This window comes from Sphaerotilus sp., from assembly GCF_034519685.1.
In the GTDB taxonomy this organism is placed as follows: Bacteria; Pseudomonadota; Gammaproteobacteria; order Burkholderiales; family Burkholderiaceae_C; genus Sphaerotilus.
Map to the genome: position 1 here is coordinate 35,142 of NZ_JAXHOF010000002.1, position 19,422 is coordinate 54,563.

A 19,422-nucleotide genomic window follows, 5' to 3' on the forward strand; every position below is an offset into this window, starting at 1 on the left:
ACCGCGGGACTGTTACAACCGTGTGCGACCGTCAGAAACCCATGCCGCCCATGCCACCCATCCCGGGCATGCCCTTCTTGCCCGCCAGACGCTTCATCATCTTCATCATCCCGCCGCCCTTCATCTTCTTCATCATGTCGCGCATCTGCTCGAACTGGTTGAGCATTCGGTTGACCTCCTGCACATGCACCCCCGCGCCGGCGGCGATCCGGCGCTTGCGGCTGGCCTTGATGAGGTCGGGCTTGCGGCGCTCCAGCGGGGTCATCGAATGGATGATGCCCTCCATGCGTCGCACGTCCTTTTCCGCCTTGCCCATGTCGGCCTGACCCGCCTTGGCCGCCAGCTCCGCCGGCAGCTTGTCCAGCAGGCCGCCGAGACCGCCCATCTTCTTCATCTGGCTGATCTGGGCCAGGAAGTCGTTGAGGTCGAAGCTCTCGCCGCTCTTGACCTTGTCGGCGAGCTTCTGCGCCGCCTGCACGTCGACGCCCCGCTGCACCTCCTCGACCAGCGCCACGATGTCGCCCATGCCCAGCACGCGGCCGGCGTGGCGTTCCGCGTCGAACACTTCCAGCCCGTCGATCTTCTCGGACACCCCCGCGAACTTGATTGGCGCGCCGGTGATCTGCCGCACCGACAGCGCCGCGCCGCCGCGCGAGTCGCCATCGAGTTTGGTCAGCACGATGCCGGTCAGCGGCAAGGCCTCCTTGAACGCCTTGGCGGTGTTGATCGCGTCCTGGCCCTGCATGGCGTCGACGACGAACAGCGTCTCGACCGGCTTCAGCGTGGCGTGCAGGTCGCGGATCTCGGCCATCAGCGCCTCGTCGATCGCCAGGCGGCCGGCGGTGTCGACCAGCAGCACGTCGAAGAAGTGCTTGCGGGCGTAGTCGATGGCGGCCAGCGCGATGTCGTGCGGTTTCTGGTCCGGCGTGGACGGGAACCACTCGGCGCCGGCCTGCTTCGTCACGGTCTTGAGCTGCTCGATGGCGGCCGGGCGGTAGACGTCGGCGGAGACCGTCAGCACCTTCTTCTTGCGGCGCTCGATCAGGTGCTTGGCCAGCTTCGCCGTGGTGGTCGTCTTGCCCGCGCCCTGCAGGCCGGCCATCAGGATGACCGCTGGCGGCTGCGTGGCGAGGTTGATGTCCGAGACGCCGTCGCCCATGGTGGCGGCGAGTTCCTTGTGGACGATGCTCACCAGCACCTGGCCCGGCGAGAGCGAGTTGGCCACCTCGGCGCCGAGCGCGCGGTCCTTGACGCGGGCGACAAAGTCGCGCACCACCGGCAGCGCCACGTCGGCCTCCAGCAGCGCCATGCGGACCTCGCGCAGCATGTCCTGGACGTTCGACTCGGTGATGCGTGCCTGGCCACGCATCGACTTGACCAGGCGTGACAGACGTTCGGAAAGGGCGGAGGCCATCGGGAGTCCCGGTTGAGAGGAAGAGGATCCGGAAGAGGATCAGTACACTGTGCAGGTGATTTTATCGACCCCCTTGACCCCTTCGGCGCACGGCCTGTCCGTCTGGTCGCTGGCGCCCTCGCTGCTGGCGATGCTGGCCTATGTCCTGGCAAGCTTGCCTGGTGCTGGGGTGTCCGTGCGGCGCGCGTTGCCACTGGCCTGGGGGCTGCACGGACTGGCAGGCCTGACACATCTGCTGGGCATCGGACTGGCGATGCAGGGTGCCCGCTTCGGCTTCGCGCCGGCGCTCTCGGCCACGGCCTGGCTGGTGCTGGCCGTGCATGCGGTGGAGAGCCGGTTCGTGCCGCTGCCCGGCGTGCGTCGACTGCTGGCGGCGCTGGGAGGCGGCACGCTGGCGCTGGCACTGCTGTTTCCGGGAGAGGGTGGCTTGCATCCGGCTTCGCCGTGGGCGCCGCTGCACTGGATGCTCGGACTGGCGTCCTACGGACTGGTGGCGGCTGCCGTGCTGCATGCGGCCTGGCTGGACCGCGCAGAGCGTGCGCTGCGTTCGCGGCTGAAGACACCAGGCGTGCCTACCGAGGCACCCGCTCTGCCGCTGTTGACGCTGGAGAAGCTGACGTACCGCTTCGTCTGGGCCGGTTTCCTGATGCTGTCCATGGCGCTGGCGCTGGGCGTGTGGGTGACCCCGGTCTGGCACTGGGACCACAAGACGGTGTTCTCGCTGCTCGGCTGGCTGGTGCTGGCGGGATTGCTGGCCGGGCGGCAGGCCTTTGGCTGGCGTGGACGGATGGCCACGCGCGGGCTGTACGCGGGAGCGACCCTGCTGCTGCTGGCGTATGTCGGTTCTCGCTTCGTGCTGGAGGTGCTGCTCCACCGCACGGCGCTCGGTGCGCTGACGGGGGGCGGAACATGAAGCTGCTGCTGATCCTGCTGACCGTGCTGGCGATCGTGTGGTTGCTGCGTGGCGTGCGGCGGGTGCCGCCGCCGGCCAAGCCGCAGGACGACGCGCCACCCGTGGAGCCACCGGCCCGCGCCGTGCAGACGCTGGCCCGCTGCGCCCATTGCGGCATGCACCTGACCCTGGCCGACAGCAAGCTGCGCGACGGCCAGCCCTATTGCGGCGTGGCCCACTGGCTCGCGGGTCCGCGCGCCCCGTACGGCCGCCGCTGAGCGCCGCAGCCGATGCGCGCCGCCGGATCATCCCCGCGTCGGGCCGACGAGGACGGCGGATTCGCCCGCTCCGAGCCGGTGCGCGAGGAAACCTGGTTTGCCACGCTCGGCTTCGGACTGGAGCGCACCCAGCCGATGGAGCTGGGGCGCGGTGACCGTGACACGCGGCCGTCCGACTCCGACGCCGCCGCCGCGCCTGCAGCCGCCCGGGACGGCGTGGACCGCCATCCGGACCCCGACTCCAAGGATTCCGCATCGACCGCGTCCGCCCGTGCCCCCACGGGTGCCGAGCCCTCCCGCCGGCGTGCACAGGTCGACCCGCCCGCTTCTTTCCAGCGCATCTTCCGCGCCTTCACGATCGCCCGGGCCTTGCTGGGCGTGCTGCTGCTGGGCATCCAGGGGCTGGTGGTGGCCTATCTGAGCGGCCGGCCGGTGTGGGCGTCGCTGCTGGTGTGTGGTGCGCAGGTGCTGGCGTCGCTGGCGGTGCTGGCCTGGCCGGTGGCGCCGACGGGGCACATGGCGGCGTCGGGCCATCTGCGCAGCCGCTGGGCGCTGGCCACGATCGGGGTCGACCTGCTGACGTTCACGCTGCTGCTGTTCGTGGCGGGTCCGGCGGTGAATGTGGCAGCGCTCTACATGCTGCCGGTGCTGATGGCAGCCACGCTGATGCCGCGCCACCAGGCCTACGGGGTCGCGTCCGCCGTGGTGCTGCTGCTGCTGGGCGAGGCCTGGTGGGGGGCGCCCGATGCGCAGCAGCTGGCCGCGGCATTGATGCAGGCCGGCATCGCCGGAGGCGGTGTGCTGACCATCGCGATGCTGGCCGGGCAGTTGTCGGACCGGCTCGCCCGCCAGGAGCGGGCGGCCCGCAGCACGCTGGAGATCGCCCGCCAGCAGGCCCGCCTGAACCGGCTGATGATCGAGGAGATGCAGGACGGTGTCATGGTGGTGGACCGCGACGGGCGGGTGCAGGCGGCCAATCCGGCAGCGCTGCAGCTCATCGGGGCGCCCATGGCGCGGCGCTTCGTGCCGTTTGATCTGCATGACCTGCCGGCCTGGGCGCCGCTGCGCGAGGCGCTCGTGCGGGGCCATGCCAGCGGCGTCTGGCCGGAAGGCGGGCAGGAGATGAGTCTGCGGCTCGCCTCGGGCCGTGCGCAGGCGCCGACCGAGGAGCGCCCGCTGCGCATCCGCATGCGCTTCACCCGCCGGCGTGATGCGCGCTCCGGCGAAGCGCTGTGCGTGCTGTTCCTGGAGGATGTGCGGACATTGCGCCAACGCGCGCGCCAGGACAAGCTGGCCGCGATGGGCCGCGTCTCGGCGGCCATCGCCCACGAGATCCGCAATCCGCTGGCCGCCATCGCCCAGGCGAACGCCTTGCTGGCCGAAGACCTCACCGATCCCGGCCAGCAGCGCCTGAGCCAGATGGTCGCCGACAACGTGGAGCGGCTGCAGCGCATCGTCGACGACGTGGCCGAGGTGTCGCCGGGGGGATCGAGCGATGCGCCGGTGCTGGAGCTGAGGGCGGAGGTCGGGCGTCTCTGTGCCGAATGGGCCCGCACGGCCGGGCTGCCGGTCGACGACAGCAGCCCGCTGTTCGTCGACACCGGCGACGAGCCGCTGCCCGTGCGCTTCGATCCGGAGCATCTGCGCCGCGTGCTGGTCAACCTGCTGGACAACGCCCTGCGCCACGGCAGCGGTCAGCCGCAGGCGGTGTGGGTGCGTGTGGTGGCCCGGGCGGAAGGGCGCATCGAGCTGTCGGTGGCCAGTGATGGCGCCGTGATCGCGCCGGACGTGGAGCCGCACCTGTTCGAGCCGTTTTTCTCCACCCGCAGCCGCGGCACCGGGCTGGGGCTGTACATCTGCCGCGAGCTGTGCACCCGCTATGGCGCCTCGATCGACTTCCGGCCCCGCGGCTCCGGGGCGCGCCACCGCAATGTCTTCCAGGTCGCGATGCCCCGTGTCGCCCCGCCGTCGCCAGAGGTCTCCCCATGAACCACCCGATGACGCCCCGGCTGCTGGTCGTCGACGACGAGCCCGATCTGCGCACGCTCTACGAGCTGGCCTTGCTGCGCGAGGGCTATGACATCGAGACAGCCGGCACGGTCGAGGAAGCCTGGACGCTGCTCAACGCCGCCCGCTACAGCGCCATCATCACCGACATGCGCCTGCCCGACGGCACCGGGCTCGACCTGCTGCGCCGGCTGGAGCAGGCGGGCCGGCCCGAGAAGACCATCGTCATCACCGCCTACGGCTCGGCCGAGAACGCGGTGCAGGCGCTCAAGTCCGGTGCCTACGACTACCTCACCAAGCCGGTGGACCTGCGCCAGTTCCGCAGCGTGGTCGCGTCGGCGCTGGGCCGGGCGGGCACGCCGGCGGCGGTGGCCGCGCCGCGGCTGGCCCGGCCGGTCTCCCGTGGCCCGATCGAGCCGCGGGCGATGGACGCGCTGCAGCGCATGGGCGGGCGCACGCCGGTGATGCAGCAGGTGCGCGTGCTGATCGACAAGGTGGCGCGCAGCATGGCGCCGGTGCTGGTGCATGGCGAGTCCGGCACCGGCAAGGAGCTGGTGGCGCGCGCCATCCACCAGGTCAGCCAGCGCGCCAGCGGGCCGTGTGTTGCGGTGAACTGTGGCGCGATCCCCGAGCAGCTGCTGGAGGCGGAGTTCTTCGGCTACCGCAAGGGCGCCTTCACCGGCGCGAACGAGGACCGCGAGGGCTTCTTCCAGGCGGCGTCCGGCGGCACGCTGTTCCTCGACGAGATCGGCGATCTGCCGCTGGCGATGCAGAGCAAGCTGCTGCGGGTGATCCAGGAGCGGGCGGTGCGGCCGGTGGGGGCGGTGGCGGAGGTGCCGCTGGACGTGCGCATCGTCAGCGCCACGCACAAGGATCTGGCGTGCGAGGTGGCGGCGGGGCGGTTTCGGCAGGATCTGTACTACCGGCTCAACGTGATCCAGATCCGCGTGCCGCCGCTGCGCGAGCGGCTGGAGGACTTGCCGCTGCTCTGCGAGGCCGTGCTGGTGCGGGTGGCGGGCGAGTCGGCGCTGGCCGAGGTGCCGCGGCTGACGGAGGCTGCGCTGCTGGCACTGGCGCAGCACCGGTTTCCGGGCAATGTCCGCGAGCTGGAGAACCTGCTGCACCGGGCGGTGGCGCTGTCCTCGGGCGGGCTGATCGATGTGGCCGATCTGGGGCTGACCGCAGCGGCTGCGCCAGCCAGCCCCGAATCCGTGGCCACCGGGACACCGGTCGAGCGCAGCGACCCGGCGGCGGCCATGCCGGTCGCTGTGGTGGCCACCGCCGAGGCGGTGCCGACCGATCTGGTGGCCTACCTCGACGAGGTCGAGCGTGACGTGCTGGTGCGGGCGCTGGAGCTGCACCGCTACAACCGCACCGCCGCCGGTGCCGCGATGGGCCTGACCCTGCGCCAGATGCGCTACCGGATGGCGCGCCTGGGAATCCAGGTGGCGGGTGATGCGCTCACGGTCGACGACGCCGAGCCGCTGGGCGATCTGGTGCCATGAACTGCGGTCTGCGCCGTCGGCGCCACAGGCCGCGCCGGGGGGCATGGTTCGACGGGTGGCACCAGGCCGCCAGGCGGGTGCCGAGTCCGAATTTCGGGCCCCGTCCACCCGGTCACACCGTGCGGCTGGCGGTGATGCACTCGATCAGCCTGCCGCCCGGGGTCTACGGCGGTGACGCGATCGAGCGGTTTTTCACCAACCGGCTGGACCCGGCGGGCCATCCCTATTTCGCGGGGCTGGCCGGCGTGGCGGTTTCGGCACATTTCCTGGTGCGACGAAATGGCGAGATCGTGCAGTTTGTGCGCGTCGGGGACCGGGCCTGGCACGCGGGCGCCTCGTCCTGGCGCGGGGTGCCGAACTGCAACGATTACGCGCTCGGGATCGAGATGGAGGGTCTGGAGGGCCGGCATTTCGAGGCCGCCCAGTACCAGGCTGCTGCCCGGCTGCTGCGTGACGCCGCGTCCGTCTGGCCTGTCGCGGAAGTGGTTGGTCACGAACATGTGGCCCCGGGTCGCAAGGGCGATCCCGGCCCCGGATTCGACTGGCGCAGACTGGCCCGACTGCTGCGCCGCAGCATGAGATGAAAATCCTGGTCAGTCCGTGATTTGTCAATGGGACACTAGCGGTAGTGTCGAAAATATTCTCGGAACACTACGGGTAGTGTGGTGCTATTCTTGGACCCAATGAACGAAGCCGAAGGCGCCTTCTCCTGGATGGTGCCTTTTTCTTTGGGTCGCCACGACAAGACACGACAAGGCAAGACAAGAAGGAGCGCCAGCCATGCAGACCGCCATCTCCAGCAACCCGTATTCCCCCCCCGGCCACGCCCCCGTCACGGGCACCGGCACGGCCTCCGCCTACGCTGGCTACCAGATCATCCGCCGCAATGGCGCGGTCGTGGCCTTCGAGCCGCACAAGATCGCCGTCGCGCTGATGAAGGCCTTCCTGGCGGTGCGCGGCGCGCAGGGCGCGGCCTCGGCCAGCGTGCGCGAGGCGGTGGACACGCTGACGGAGTCGGTGGTGCGCGCATTGCTGCGCTCGCGTCCGAGCGGCGGCACCTTCCACATCGAGGATGTGCAGGACCAGGTCGAACTCGGCCTGATGCGCGGCAGCCACCATGACGTGGCGCGGGCCTACGTGCTCTACCGCGAGCGCCATGCCCAGGAGCGTCTGAGCAAGGGCCAGGCACCCGCACAGCCGCCGACGGAGCTGGTGGTGCAGGACCACGGCCAGCGTGTGCCGCTGAACCAGGGCGGGCTGCAGCTGCTGATCGAGTCGGCCTGCGCCGGTCTGGGCGACGAGGTGACGGCGGCACCGGTGCTGGCCGAGACGCGGCGCAACCTGTACGACGGCGTGCCGGTGGACGAGGTCTACAAGGCCGCGATCCTGGCGGCGCGCACGCTGATCGAGAAGGATCCCGGCTACACCCGCGTGACGGCGCGGCTGCTGATGCACACGATCCGCCGCGAAGTGCTCGGCGACGACGTGCAGCAGCACGAGATGGCCGACCGCTACGTCGAGTATTTCCCGCAGTTCATCCGCAAGGGCATCGACGCCGAGCTGCTCGACGAGCGCATGGCCCAGTTCGACCTCGTGCGCCTGGGCGCGGCGCTCAAGCCCGAGCGCGACATGAACTTCGACTACCTCGGCCTGCAGACGCTGTACGACCGCTATTTCCTGCACGTGCGCAAGCAGCGCATCGAGCTGCCGCAGGCGTTCTTCATGCGCGTGGCGATGGGGCTGGCGCTGGGCGAGATCGACCGCGAAGGGCGGGCGATCGAGTTCTACGAAGTGCTGTCCACCTTCGACTTCATGTCGAGCACGCCGACGCTGTTCAACGCCGGCACGCGCCGCTCGCAGCTGTCGAGCTGCTACCTGACGACGGTGCCCGACGACCTCGACGGCATCTACGAGGCGATCAAGGACAACGCGCTGCTGTCGAAGTTCGCGGGTGGCCTGGGCAACGACTGGACTTCGGTGCGGGCGCTCGGCAGCCACATCAAGGGCACGAACGGCGAGTCGCAGGGGGTGGTGCCGTTCCTGAAGGTGGTGAATGACACGGCTGTAGCGGTTAACCAAGGGGGGAAACGTAAGGGGGCGGTGTGCGCTTACCTAGAAAGCTGGCACCTCGACATCGAGGAGTTCCTGGAGCTGCGCAAGAACACCGGCGATGACCGCCGCCGCACCCACGACATGAACACGGCGAACTGGATTCCTGACCTGTTCATGCGCCGCGTGATGGAGGGCGGCGACTGGACGCTGTTCTCGCCGTCGACCTGCCCGGACCTGCATGACCTGTTCGGCATCGCCTTCGAGCAGGCCTACACCCGCTACGAGGCGATGGCGCAGCGCGGTGAAATCAAGCTGTTCAAGCGCATCCGGGCGGTGGACCTGTGGCGCAAGATGCTCTCGATGCTGTTCGAGACTGGGCATCCGTGGATCACGTTCAAGGACGCCTGCAACGTGCGCTCGCCGCAGCAGCACGTCGGGGTCGTCCACTCGTCGAATCTGTGCTGCATGACAGCGGATCAGCGCGTCGTGACCGATCGCGGCATCGTGACGGTGGGCGAGCTGTTCCGCTCTGGTGGCAAGAACAAGGTCGTGGGCCTTGACGGGGTGTATGACGCTTCCGAAATGTTGCTGCCGCGCCCCGATGCGCCGATCGTGCGCATCGAGACCGAGGAAGGCTACAGCCACAAGGTCACGCCCGACCACAAGGTCTGGGTCAAGGACCGCGGCTGGGTCGAGGCGCAGCACCTGACGCCCGGTGACAAGCTGCTGATCCAGCAGCTCGAAGGGCTGTGGGGCCAGCGCCATGAGCCCAAGCTCGGCTATCTGATGGGCCTGATCGCCGGGGACGGCACCTTCGGCGAGCACAACGTGTTCATCGACGTGTGGGAACAGGACTTCGACCTGCTGGAGCCGACCACCCAGGTGGTGCATGAGGTGCTCGACGGCAACACGGTGCTGCGGACCACGTCGGTCAACACGCCGGTGTTCCGCATCGACCCCAAGGTTGGCAAGGCCCGTCTGGCCTCGGCCCCGCTGCGTCGCCTGTTGGCCGAACACGATTTCACGCCTGAAACCAAGACCACCGTGCCGGAACTCGTCTGGCAGGGCGACCGCGAGACGGTGGCGGCCTACCTGCGCGGCCTGTATCTGGCCGATGGCAATGTCGTCAGCAGCGGTGAAGTGACGACGCTGGCGCTGGCATCGATCGACCGGAAGTTCATCGAAGACCTGCAGGTGCTGTGGGCCAACTTCGGGGTCAAGTCGTCGATCAACCAGATGCGCGGTCACCAGGAGCACGAACTGCCCGATGGCCAAGGCGGCAAGAAGCTGTACTGGAGCAAGCCGCTCTATCGCCTGCTGATCACGTCCATCCAGGGTTGCCGCATCGCCGAGTCGGTGACGCAACTGGCCGCCAGCCGCAAGTCGGATGCCGCCGCACAGTACCTGCGCAACCTCCAGAAGACCGGCTACCAGCAGAAGCTGCACGCCACCTTCAAGGGACTGGTCGAGCTGCCGAACGAGGATGCCTACTGCCTGTCGGTCAACTCCGAGACCCATGCGTGGACGGTCAACGGGATGATCACCAAGAACACCGAGATCACCCTGAACACCAACGCCAGCGAGATCGCCGTCTGCAACCTCGGCTCCGTCAACCTGGCCCACCACCTCACCGACGGGGCGGACGGTGCCAAGGTGCTCGACACCGCCAAGCTGAAGAAGACGATCTCGACGGCGATGCGCATGCTCGACAACGTCATCGACATCAACTACTACGCCGTCAAGAAGGCCCGTGACTCGAACCTGCGCCACCGCCCGGTCGGCCTCGGCCTGATGGGTTTCCAGGACGCGCTGTACCAGTTGCGCGTGCCGTATGCGTCGCAGGAAGCGGTCGAGTTCGCCGACCGCTCGATGGAGGCGATCTGCTACCACGCCTACTGGGCGTCGACCGACCTGGCGGCCGAGCGTGGGCGTTACCAGAGCTACGCCGGCTCGCTGTGGGACCGGGGCATCCTGCCGCTGGACTCGCTCAAGCTGCTGGCCGAGCAGCGTGGCGGCTACGTCGAGGTCGACACCTCGTCCACGCTGGACTGGGACGCGCTGCGCACCCGCATCGGCGAGGTCGGCATGCGCAACTCGAACTGCGTGGCCATCGCCCCGACGGCGACCATCTCCAACATCATCGGCGTGGACGCCTCGATCGAGCCGAGCTTTGGCAACCTCTCGGTCAAGTCCAACCTGTCGGGCGAGTTCACCATCGTCAACGAGTACCTCGTGCGCGACCTGAAGAAGCTCGGCCTGTGGGACGACATCATGGTGATGGACCTCAAGCACTTCGACGGCTCGCTGCGCCGCATCGACCGTGTGCCGGAGGAGCTGAAGCGCTTGTACGCGACGGCGTTCGAGGTCGAGCCGCGCTGGCTGGTGGAGGCGGGCGCACGTCGCCAGAAGTGGATCGACCAGGCGCAGAGCCTGAACATCTACATGGCGGGCGCTTCGGGCAAGAAGCTCGACGAGACCTACAAGCTGGCGTGGGTGCGTGGTCTGAAGACGACCTACTACCTGCGCACGACCAGCGCGTCCAACGTCGAGAAGTCCACCGTCGGCGCTGGCTCGCACAACGCGGTCAGCGCCAGCAGCGCGCCCTCCGCGTTCGACAAGGCGGCCGCCGCGGCCCAGGCCCTGATGGCCGCCGCCGCAGGCTCGGCGCCGGCCACGGACGTCAAGTTCTGTGCGATCGACGATCCGGGTTGCGAAGCCTGCCAGTGATCTTGGCCAAGGTCATGACACCGCGATGAAACTGCCCGGACACCAGCGTTTCGAGGCCTCAAAACCGGAAGAAACGCTTGGTGTTTGGGCACAACATTCCGATAATTCACCCCCACTAGGAAGTCAGACATGCTGGTCTGGGAAGACACCCCGCGTTCCGCCACCCCCTTGAACACTGCTGAATCGAACGGCCTTTACGCCGTCTCGGTCGCTGCTTCGACGGCGGTGCCCAGCGAAAGCCACCGCCGCGTCAACGCCGCCGACAAGCGCATCATCAACGCCAAGACCGACGTCAACCAGCTCGTTCCGTTCAAGTACAAATGGGCGTGGGACAAGTACCTCGCCACCTGCGCCAACCACTGGATGCCGCAGGAAGTGAACATGAGCCGCGACATCGCGCTCTGGAAAGACCCGAATGGTCTGACCGAAGACGAGCGCCGCATCGTCAAGCGCAACCTCGGCTTCTTCGTCACCGCCGACTCGCTGGCCGCCAACAACATCGTGCTGGGCACCTACCGCCACATCACGGCGCCCGAGTGCCGCCAGTTCCTGCTGCGCCAGGCGTTCGAGGAGGCGATCCACACCCACGCCTACCAGTACATCGTCGAGTCGCTGGGGCTGGACGAGAGCGAGATCTTCAACGCCTACAACGAAGTCCAGTCGATCCGCGACAAGGACGAGTTCCTGATCCCCTACATCGAGGCGATCATGGACCCGCAGTTCAAGACCGGCACGCCCGAGACCGACCAGACGCTGCTGAAGTCGCTGATCGTGTTCGCGTGCCTGATGGAAGGGCTGTTCTTCTACGTTGGTTTCACGCAGATCCTGGCGCTGGGCCGCCAGAACAAGATGACCGGCGCGGCCGAGCAGTACCAATACATCCTGCGCGACGAGTCGATGCACTGCAACTTCGGCATCGACCTCATCAACGCGCTGAAGCTGGAGAACCCGCACCTGTGGACGGCGGAATTCAAGGCCGAGATCGTCGCGCTGTTCCGCAAGGCGGTCGATCTGGAATACGCCTATGCCGAGGACACCATGCCGCGCGGCGTGCTGGGCATGAATGCGTCGATGTTCAAGGGTTACCTGCGCTACATCGCCAACCGGCGCGCGGTGCAGATCGGTCTCGACGAGCTGTTCCCCGGCGAGGAAAACCCCTTCCCGTGGATGAGCGAGATGATCGACCTGAAGAAGGAACGGAACTTCTTCGAAACCCGCGTGATCGAGTACCAAACCGGCGGCGCGCTGTCCTGGGATTGAGGAGACACCATCCCGTGCAGCCTGACCGCTCCCCCATTCACGGTACCCGAACGTCTCCTGCAGACCGATTCGCGGACCGAGGATCACCCGGGGCTTCATCAGGCGCCCGGGTGTGTTGTGTCCAACCTCATCCTCATCTAGGAGAACTGTGATGGCATCGAAGAAGACGGCTGCGGCCCCCAAGGCTGTCGCGGCAACACCGGCCGCAACCCCGGCTGCCAAGCCCGCGAAGAAGGCTGCCAAGGCGGCTGCACCCGTGGTCGAAGTGGCGGCAGTGGTCGCCCCGGCACCGGCTGCGGCGCCTGCGAAGAAGGCTGCTGCGCCGAAGAAGGCGCCGGCCAAGAAGGCGGCTCCGGTGGTGGTGGCCGAGGTGCCGGCGCCTGCGCCCGCTCCGGTGGAAGCACCGGCTGCGCCGGCCAAGAAGGCTGCGGCGAAGAAGTCGGTCGCCAAGAAGGCCGTCGCGGTGGAAGCGCCTGCACCAGCTCCGGTGGAAGCGCCTGCGCCCGCCCCGGCTCCGGCCCCCAAGAAGGCCGCTGCCAAGAAGAAGGCGGCTGCCCCGGTGGAGGCTGCACCGGCTCCCGCCCCTGCGCCGGAACCCGTGCCCGTGCCCGCACCCGCTCCGGCCAAGAAGGCCGCCGCGAAGAAGCCGGCCGCGAAGAAGGCTGTGGCCGCTGAGCTGGCGCCGGCACCGGCCCCTGTGGAAGCCCCGGCTCCGGCCGCCAAGCCGGCCAAGAAGGCCGCAGCCCCCAAGAAGGCCGCCGCCGCACCCGCCAAGGACGCCACGCCCAAGCCCGCGCTGAAGAAGGCCGGCAAGAAGGCGGTCCCCGCCTCGGCCTCGTCCTCGACCGCCAAGACCACGCTCAGCCCCCAGGCTGCGTGGCCGTTCCCGACGGGCGAAAAGCCCTGAGTCCCAAGACCTGACCGCGTCCGCGGTCGCGGTCTCCGAAGCCCGGTGGTGTCACCGGGCTTTTTTCATGGCGTCACCGGGTCCGTCTCGCGTCCAGTCGGGCTCAGAACAGCGCCCGATACTCGCGCAGCACCCGCTCGCTGTCCACGCCCACGCACACCGCCTGGTCGCGAATCCCGTCCCAGTGCGGCGACGGATCGGGGTGGCCGGGCAGGCGCTGGATGGTCTGGCCGGTGGCGATGCCGTCGGTGACGACGCGCACCGGGCCGTGGCGCAGCGTGAACAGGCTGGGGTCGAGCGCGCAGGCCACCGCGCTGGCGTCGTGGCTGTAGATGCCGCCGCCAGTGCGCGGCGCGTAGAAACGCTCGTAGAAGCGCGTGATGCCGCGGATGTAGTGCCCGTGCGGGCCGCCCTCGCGGCCGATCTCGTCGAGGTAGGCGGTGCTCATGCGGATCTGGTGCGTCACGTCCAGCCCGACAAAGGTCACCGGCCAGTCGGCGGTGGCCACCAGATCGGCGGCGTGCGGGTCGCCGTGGATGTTGGCCTCCGCCACCGGCGACATGTTGCCGCCGTGGCCCAGCGTGCCGAACGCACCGCCCATCAGCACCACGCCGCGCACATGGCGCGGCAGGTCCGGGTCGAGCTGCAGTGCGTGGGCGATGTTCGTCAGCGGGCCGACCGGCACCAGCACCAGCTCGCCCGAATGCCGGCGCGCCATCTCGATGATGAACAGCGCAGCGGCGCGGCCGTCGAGCGTGTCGTGTTCGGCCGGCGCGGTGCCGACATCGCCCAGCCCGTCCTGGCCATGCACGAAGTCGGCGTAGCCGCTGGATGGCTTCACCATCGCCCGCGCCGCGCCGCGCGCCACCGGCACATGGTGGATCCCGAAGCGTTCGCGCAGCGACAGCGCGTTGCGGGTGGTGGTGTCGACCGAGGCGTTGCCGAAGACGGTGGTGATGCCGACCAGTTCGGCGCGCGGGTCGCGGGCGAGCATGTACAGCGCCATCGCGTCGTCGATGCCGGGGTCGGTGTCGAAGAGGATCTTGGTGGTCATGGGAGCCTCAGGTCAGGCGGCGGGCGCGAAGGCATCGACCTCCGCGCGGGTGGGCATGGCGGACTGTGTGCCGAGCCGGGTCACGGCCAGCGCGGCGGCGACCTGGGCGCGGGTCAGGGCGGCGGGGATCGGCAGGCCGTCGGCGAGGCCCGCCGCCAGCGCACCGACGAAGGTGTCGCCCGCGCCGGTCGTGTCCACGGCGGTGACGCGCGGCGCGGGCAGGGCGAGCGCGCCGCCCGGGCCGACATGCAGCAGGCCGGCCGAGCCCAGCGTCACCACGACCTGCGACGGGCCGCGCTGGCGCAGGGCGTGCGCGGCGGCTTCGATCTGCACGGGGGTGTCGGTGGGCAGGCTGGTGAGCATCGCGGCCTCGATCTCGTTGACGACGAGCCAGTCCACGGCGGCCAGCAGCGCGTCGTCCAGCGGCTGCGCGGGTGCTGCGTTGAGCATGGTGCAGACGCCAGCGCCATGCGCCAGGCTCAGCGCGGCATGCACGGTGTCGAGCGGGCATTCGAGTTGCGCGACAGCGACCCGGGCGCCCCGCAGCACCGCCGCGCTGTCCGCGACCTGCGCCGGGGTGACGCGGTGATTGGCGCCGGGGATGACGATGATGCTGTTCTCGCCATCGGGCATCAACACGATGATGGCCGTGCCGGTGGGCGCACCGGTGTCCTCGCCCACGGCCGAGGTGTCGATGCCGTCGGCTCGCAGCGCCTGCGTCAGCGCCGCGCCATGCGCATCCCGCCCGACGCGGCCGAGCATCGCCACTGCCGCGCCCATCCGCGCCGCTGCCACCGCCTGGTTGGCGCCCTTGCCGCCGCTGTCGGTGCTGAAGCCGGTGCCGATCAGCGTCTCGCCCGGTGCGGGCAGGCGCGGGGTCTGCACCCGCAGGTCCATGTTCAGGCTGCCGATGACGGCGACTGTGGCGACTGCAGCGGCGGTGGGGGAGGCGGGCATGGCGGGGCTTTCCGTTTCCGGTTCAGGCGAAGGGCCAGGGGCCGTAGTGCTGCTCGAACTGCGCGCGGATCTCGGCGCGGCTCGGGCGGTGGTTCTGGCAGCCCTGGACGGCGATCTTGATCGAGCCGAGCACGCTGCCGAGCTGCGCGCCCTGCAGCAGCGGCTTGTCTTCGGCGAGCGCCAGCAGCAGGCCGGCGCGGTAGGCGTCGCCGCAGCCGGTCGGGTCTTTCACCTCGGTGGCCGGCACCGGGGCAACGGCGTGGACCTCGCCGCGCTGGTAGACGTTGGAGCCTTCGCCGCCGCGGGTGACGATGAGCGTCTCGACGCGCTCGGCCAGCGCGGTGAGCGACAGGCCGGTCTTGTCACAGATCAGCTCGACCTCGTAGTCGTTGCACACCAGCACCGGCGCCTGGTCGATCATCGCCAGCAGTTGCTCGCCGTTGAACAGCAGGATGTTCTGGCCCGGGTCGAGCACGAAGGGCAGGCCGGCTTCGGCCATCTCGCGGGTGTGCAGCACCATCGCGTCCGGCGCGTCCGGGCCGACGATACCGCAGGCGACCGTGCCGGCCTGCGCCAGCGGGATCTCGGCCGAGCGGCCCATCGCGCCGGGGTGGAAGCCGGCGATCTGGTTGTTCGACAGGTCGGTGACGATGAAGCACTGGGCGGTGTAGGTGTCGGCGGCGGTGATGATGCAGCTCTGGTCCACGCCGGTGCGGGTGTTGTGCTCGCGGTAGGGGCCGAAGTCGTCGCCGACCATGCCCATCGGCACGGCCTCGCCGCCGAGCAGCGCGTAGTTGTAGGCGATGTTGCCCGCGCAGCCGCCGTACTCGCGGCGCATCCGCGGCGACAGGAAGGACAGGTTGATCTTGTGGATCTGGTCCGGGAGGATGTGGTCGGTGAACTGGCCCTCGAACACCATGATGGTGTCGTAGGCGATGGAGGCGGCGATGGCGGCGCGGGTGGTCATGGGCGTGTGGGGGTGTCAGTGACAGGCGGCGGCGAGAATACCCCAGTCACTCTGGCGCCGATCCGCCGTGCAGCACATCGAACACCACGGGTTGTGGCGACATCGGCGCCTCGCCCAGCGTGATGAGACGCTGCACCTGCGCCACCGCCGCGTCGGCATCGGCCTCGGTGGCCGCGTGGACGACGGCCAGCGGCTCGCCCATCTCGCGCCGGTCGCCGCGCTGGCAGACCTCGTTCAGCCCGACCCGCGGGTCGATCGCCTCGTCCGCCGCGCGTCGCCCGCCGCCGAGCGTCACCACCAGCACCCCGAGTTCGCGCACCGCCATCGCCTGCACCCAGCCCGCGTGCGGCGCCGGTACGACCCGCTGCACCGGCGCCCGTGGCAGCCGGCCGCGGGTGCCGACATCGGCCGGACCGCCCTGGGCGTGGACCATGCGCTCGAAACGCTCCAGCGCCTCGCCGCTGTGCAGCGCACGGTCGACCCGCGTCTCGGCCTCCGCCGTGTCGCCGGCCAGCCCGCCCAGCACCAGCAGCTCGGCGCACAGCGTGCGGGTCAGCGTGTGCAGCCGCACGTCGCGCCGCGTGCCGCGCAGGTAGTCGAGCGCCTCCTGCACCTCCAGCGCGTTGCCCGCTGCGTGGCCGAGCACCTGGTTCATGTCGGTGATGAGCGCCCGGGTTGGCAGCCCCGCACCCTCGGCCACCCGCACGAGGCTGAGCGCGAGTTCACGCGCCTGCGCCGGGGTCGAGGCGAAGGCGCCATCGCCGGTCTTCACGTCCATCACCAGCGCCTGCAGCCCGGCGGCGAGTTTCTTGGACAGGATGCTGGCCGTGATGAGCGCGGTGGACTCGACCGTCGCCGTCACGTCGCGGATCGCGTAGAGCCGCCGGTCGGCCGGCGCCACGCGGGGCGAGGCGCCGACGATGGCGCAGCCGGCCGAGCGCAGCGTGGCGACCAGCTCGTCCCGCGCGAGCTGCGTGCGGTAGCCGGGCAGGCTCTCCAGCTTGTCCAGCGTACCGCCCGTGTGGCCCAGCCCGCGCCCCGACACCATCGGCACCCAGCCGCCGCACGCCGCCACGATCGGCGCCAGCATCAGGCTGACCTTGTCGCCGACGCCGCCGGTCGAGTGCTTGTCCACGATCGGCGGGTGGTCGCCGAGGTCGTCCCAGCGCAGCACGTCGCCGCTGCGCGTCATCGCTCGGGTGAGCGCGACGGTTTCCGCCGGGCCCATGCCCCGCAGCACGACCGCCATCGCCAGCGCAGACGCCTGCGCGTCGCTCCAGCTGCCGGTGACGAGGCCGTCCACGAACGCGTCGATCTGCGTGGCGGTGAGCGGGTGGCCGTCGCGCTTGAGGCGGATGATTTCCTGGGGCAGTTCAGTAGGCATGGTGATCGGGTGCGGTGCTGCTGCCTTGGAGGATCGCCTCGATGTCCGCATACAGGCTGCTCGCCCCGATCCGGAACCGCTTCGGGTTCAGTGCCCCGGCGCCCAGGTGCTGTACCACCAGCGCCAGATATGGCTGCACGTCCGCCACCGTGCGCAGCCCGCCCGACGGCTTCAGTCCGACCCGGTCGCGGGCCAGCGGATCGGCGGCGATGGCGGCCAGCATCGCTTCTGCGGCCGGCAGGCTGGCGTGGTGCGCGGTCTTGCCGGTGCTGGTCTTGAGGAAGTCGGCGCCCTCGGCCAGCGCGAGCTGGCTGGCGCGGGCGATCAGCGCCGTGTCGCCGGACCGGCCGAGTTCGCCCGATTCAAGGATCACCTTCAGCGTCAGCCCCTCGCACGTCCGCCGCACGCTGCGCAGCACGGCTGCCACCGCCGCCGCGTCACCGGCCTGCAGCGCGCGCCACGGCAGCACCACGTCCACCTCCTGCGCGCCGGCCTGCACGATCTCGTCGGTGTCGCGCACGGCGCGTTCCACGTCCGTGCGGCTGTCGGGAAAGTTGGCGACGGCGGCCACGCCGATGTGCGCCGGCAACTGAGCGCGCGCGAACGCCGCCAGCCGCGGCCAGACGCACACGGCGGCGACCGGCCCGAGCGGCGCCCGGGCGCGTTCGCACAGGCGGGCGATGTCGGCCTCGGTGTCGGCGTCGTTCAGGCTGGTGAGGTCGAGACAGGTCAGCGACAGGCGGGCGGCTTCGGTGGGCGTCATGGTGGTCATGCCAGCGGCAGTGTGGAAAGGATGGCGGCCAGCAGATCACCCGCCGTGTCGCCAGCGGCCTGCGCCTGCGCCAGCGTGTGGGCGTGGCTGAGGTGTTCGTTCGAGAGGCCGGCGGCCATGTTCGTCAGCAGTGACAGCGCCAGCACGCGCATCCCCGCGTGGCGGGCGATGATCGTCTCGGGCACGGTGCTCATGCCGACCGCGTCGGCGCCGAAGCCCTGCATCATGCGGATCTCGGCGGGTGTCTCGAACTGCGGCCCGAGGAACCAGGCGAACACGCCCTCGTGCAGCGGCGTGCCCAGCGACTGCGCGACGGCCTGCGCGTGCTGGCGCAGCGCGGGGTCGTAGGCATCGACCATGCTCACGAAGCGCTCCGATCCGGATTCGCCCACCAGCGGCGAGCGCTGCGACAGGTTCAGGTGGTCGCTGATCGCCATCAGGCTGCCGGGTGGCATCGCAGGGCGCAGGCTGCCGGCCGCGTTGGTCTGCACCAGCACCTCACAGCCGAGCGCGTGCAGCGTGCGCAGCGGGGCCTTCATGCCGTCCGCGTCGCCGGTTTCGTAGACATGCTTGCGCCCGCTCATCACCGCGAGCCGGTATGCCCCGAGCCGGCCGAGCCACAGCGCGCCGTCGTGGCCGGCGACCGTGGACACGGGGAAGCCGGGCAGCTCGGCATAGGGGATGCGCTCGGCGTCCTGCAGCCGCACCGTCAGGCCGCCCCAGCCGGAGCCGAGCACGACGGCGATGCGGGGCGGGGCGTCGGCGCAGCGGGCGCGCAGCAGGGTCAGGGCGGTGTCGGTCATGGTGTGGTGCCCAGGTCGAGGTGATCGGGGCCGAAGCTGTGCGGCAGCAAGTCATCGAGCGTGAAACGGGCGAGCGCCCGCTGCGGATCGGCGATCAGGATCGGCAGGTCCGCCGCGCCGAACTCGCGCAGCTTCTGCCGGCAACCGCCGCAGGGCGTCACCAGCGCGCCGCCCGCGTCGCCGAGCACCACGACCGCCTGCAGCCGCCGCCCACCCGCCAGCACCATCGCCGACAGCGCCCCCGCTTCAGCGCAGACGCCCTGGGGATACGCCGCGTTCTCGACGTTGCAGCCCGCGTGCAGCCGGCCGTGTTCGTCCAGCACGGCTGCGCCGACCAGAAAGCGCGAGTAGGGCGCGTGGGCTTGTAGCCGTGCGGCGCGGGCGGCGTCCATCAGCGCAGCCCAGGTGTCGGCTGAAACGGCCGCATGAAGTTCAGCGTCCAT

Annotated in this window: 16 protein-coding genes; 8 read left to right on the forward strand and 8 right to left on the reverse strand. The window is 69.9% G+C overall.

What is annotated here, in order from left to right; all coding sequences use genetic code 11:
* Positions 1 to 31: 31 nt before the first annotated feature.
* Entirely contained in the window at positions 32 to 1,414 is a 1,383-nt protein-coding gene (ffh, locus tag U5O44_RS00665; RefSeq protein WP_322586537.1) for a signal recognition particle protein, read from the reverse strand.
* 58 nt (positions 1,415 to 1,472) lie between these two features.
* Between ffh and U5O44_RS00670 the strand changes: the two genes are divergently transcribed.
* The 8 genes from U5O44_RS00670 to U5O44_RS00705 all read left to right on the forward strand — a co-directional run bounded on the left by U5O44_RS00670 (position 1,473) and on the right by U5O44_RS00705 (position 13,042).
* Positions 1,473 to 2,327 (forward strand): cytochrome C assembly family protein, encoded by an 855-nt coding sequence (locus U5O44_RS00670; RefSeq protein ID WP_416222113.1) that lies wholly within the window; start codon positions 1,473 to 1,475, stop codon positions 2,325 to 2,327.
* Positions 2,324 to 2,584: a PP0621 family protein gene (locus U5O44_RS00675; protein WP_322586538.1), complete on the forward strand. Its 261-nt coding sequence runs from the start codon at positions 2,324 to 2,326 to the stop codon at positions 2,582 to 2,584. The genes U5O44_RS00670 and U5O44_RS00675 overlap by 4 nt, the downstream gene beginning before the upstream one ends.
* A gap of 12 nt (positions 2,585 to 2,596) precedes the next feature.
* Positions 2,597 to 4,573 (forward strand): ATP-binding protein, encoded by a 1,977-nt coding sequence (locus U5O44_RS00680; RefSeq protein WP_322586539.1) that lies wholly within the window; start codon positions 2,597 to 2,599, stop codon positions 4,571 to 4,573.
* A complete protein-coding gene (locus tag U5O44_RS00685) occupies positions 4,570 to 6,096 on the forward strand; it encodes a sigma-54-dependent transcriptional regulator (RefSeq protein WP_322586540.1) in 1,527 nt (508 codons plus the stop codon). The genes U5O44_RS00680 and U5O44_RS00685 overlap by 4 nt, the downstream gene beginning before the upstream one ends.
* On the forward strand, positions 6,093 to 6,680 hold the full coding sequence (gene ampD / locus U5O44_RS00690; protein ID WP_322586541.1) for a 1,6-anhydro-N-acetylmuramyl-L-alanine amidase AmpD: 588 nt from the start codon (positions 6,093 to 6,095) through the stop codon (positions 6,678 to 6,680). Before U5O44_RS00685 ends, ampD begins: the two co-directional genes overlap by 4 nt.
* 196 nt (positions 6,681 to 6,876) lie before the next feature.
* Entirely contained in the window at positions 6,877 to 10,875 is a 3,999-nt protein-coding gene (locus U5O44_RS00695) for a ribonucleoside-diphosphate reductase subunit alpha (protein WP_322586542.1), read from the forward strand.
* A gap of 129 nt (positions 10,876 to 11,004) precedes the next feature.
* Positions 11,005 to 12,135: a ribonucleotide-diphosphate reductase subunit beta gene (locus tag U5O44_RS00700; RefSeq protein WP_322586543.1), complete on the forward strand. Its 1,131-nt coding sequence runs from the start codon at positions 11,005 to 11,007 to the stop codon at positions 12,133 to 12,135.
* 151 nt (positions 12,136 to 12,286) lie between these two features.
* The gene (locus U5O44_RS00705) at positions 12,287 to 13,042 is read left to right on the forward strand and encodes a histone H1 (RefSeq protein ID WP_322586544.1); all 756 of its coding nucleotides are present in this window, start codon (positions 12,287 to 12,289) and stop codon (positions 13,040 to 13,042) included.
* A gap of 103 nt (positions 13,043 to 13,145) precedes the next feature.
* Here the strand turns inward: U5O44_RS00705 and U5O44_RS00710 are convergent, their stop codons facing one another.
* The 7 genes from U5O44_RS00710 to U5O44_RS00740 are packed head-to-tail and all read right to left on the reverse strand — an operon-like array spanning position 13,146 to position 19,422.
* A complete protein-coding gene (locus U5O44_RS00710) occupies positions 13,146 to 14,096 on the reverse strand; it encodes a nucleoside hydrolase (protein ID WP_322586545.1) in 951 nt (316 codons plus the stop codon).
* Between the two features lie 12 nt (positions 14,097 to 14,108).
* Positions 14,109 to 15,053, reverse strand: a complete 945-nt coding sequence (rbsK, locus tag U5O44_RS00715) for a ribokinase (protein WP_322586546.1) — start codon at positions 15,051 to 15,053, stop codon at positions 14,109 to 14,111.
* A gap of 22 nt (positions 15,054 to 15,075) precedes the next feature.
* A complete protein-coding gene (locus tag U5O44_RS00720) occupies positions 15,076 to 16,020 on the reverse strand; it encodes a carbohydrate kinase family protein (RefSeq protein ID WP_322586547.1) in 945 nt (314 codons plus the stop codon).
* 46 nt (positions 16,021 to 16,066) lie between these two features.
* Positions 16,067 to 17,404: a thymidine phosphorylase gene (locus U5O44_RS00725; protein WP_322586548.1), complete on the reverse strand. Its 1,338-nt coding sequence runs from the start codon at positions 17,402 to 17,404 to the stop codon at positions 16,067 to 16,069.
* Positions 17,394 to 18,176, reverse strand: a complete 783-nt coding sequence (gene deoC / locus U5O44_RS00730) for a deoxyribose-phosphate aldolase (RefSeq protein WP_322586549.1) — start codon at positions 18,174 to 18,176, stop codon at positions 17,394 to 17,396. Before deoC ends, U5O44_RS00725 begins: the two co-directional genes overlap by 11 nt.
* Positions 18,173 to 18,979 carry a purine-nucleoside phosphorylase gene (locus tag U5O44_RS00735; RefSeq protein ID WP_322586550.1) on the reverse strand — a complete coding sequence of 269 codons (807 nt, stop codon included), beginning with the start codon at positions 18,977 to 18,979 and terminating at the stop codon, positions 18,173 to 18,175. The genes deoC and U5O44_RS00735 overlap by 4 nt, the downstream gene beginning before the upstream one ends.
* Positions 18,976 to 19,422, reverse strand: a complete 447-nt coding sequence (locus U5O44_RS00740) for a cytidine deaminase (RefSeq protein ID WP_322586551.1) — start codon at positions 19,420 to 19,422, stop codon at positions 18,976 to 18,978. Before U5O44_RS00740 ends, U5O44_RS00735 begins: the two co-directional genes overlap by 4 nt.

Bases quoted from the DNA above. Each gene is read 5' to 3' on its own strand.
- U5O44_RS00675 (WP_322586538.1), top strand. From the start codon at position 2,324: ATGAAGCTGCTGCTGATCCTGCTGACCGTGCTGGCGATCGTGTGGTTG.
- U5O44_RS00735 (WP_322586550.1), bottom strand. From the start codon at position 18,979: ATGACCGACACCGCCCTGACCCTGCTGCGCGCCCGCTGCGCCGACGCC.
- U5O44_RS00705 (WP_322586544.1), top strand. From the start codon at position 12,287: ATGGCATCGAAGAAGACGGCTGCGGCCCCCAAGGCTGTCGCGGCAACA.
- ffh (WP_322586537.1), bottom strand. From the start codon at position 1,414: ATGGCCTCCGCCCTTTCCGAACGTCTGTCACGCCTGGTCAAGTCGATG.
- ampD (WP_322586541.1), top strand. From the start codon at position 6,093: ATGAACTGCGGTCTGCGCCGTCGGCGCCACAGGCCGCGCCGGGGGGCA.
- deoC (WP_322586549.1), bottom strand. From the start codon at position 18,176: ATGACCACCATGACGCCCACCGAAGCCGCCCGCCTGTCGCTGACCTGT.
- U5O44_RS00700 (WP_322586543.1), top strand. From the start codon at position 11,005: ATGCTGGTCTGGGAAGACACCCCGCGTTCCGCCACCCCCTTGAACACT.
- U5O44_RS00710 (WP_322586545.1), bottom strand. From the start codon at position 14,096: ATGACCACCAAGATCCTCTTCGACACCGACCCCGGCATCGACGACGCG.
- U5O44_RS00695 (WP_322586542.1), top strand. From the start codon at position 6,877: ATGCAGACCGCCATCTCCAGCAACCCGTATTCCCCCCCCGGCCACGCC.
- U5O44_RS00685 (WP_322586540.1), top strand. From the start codon at position 4,570: ATGAACCACCCGATGACGCCCCGGCTGCTGGTCGTCGACGACGAGCCC.
- U5O44_RS00720 (WP_322586547.1), bottom strand. From the start codon at position 16,020: ATGACCACCCGCGCCGCCATCGCCGCCTCCATCGCCTACGACACCATC.
- U5O44_RS00740 (WP_322586551.1), bottom strand. From the start codon at position 19,422: ATGGACGCTGAACTTCATGCGGCCGTTTCAGCCGACACCTGGGCTGCG.
- rbsK (WP_322586546.1), bottom strand. From the start codon at position 15,053: ATGCCCGCCTCCCCCACCGCCGCTGCAGTCGCCACAGTCGCCGTCATC.
- U5O44_RS00680 (WP_322586539.1), top strand. From the start codon at position 2,597: ATGCGCGCCGCCGGATCATCCCCGCGTCGGGCCGACGAGGACGGCGGA.
- U5O44_RS00725 (WP_322586548.1), bottom strand. From the start codon at position 17,404: ATGCCTACTGAACTGCCCCAGGAAATCATCCGCCTCAAGCGCGACGGC.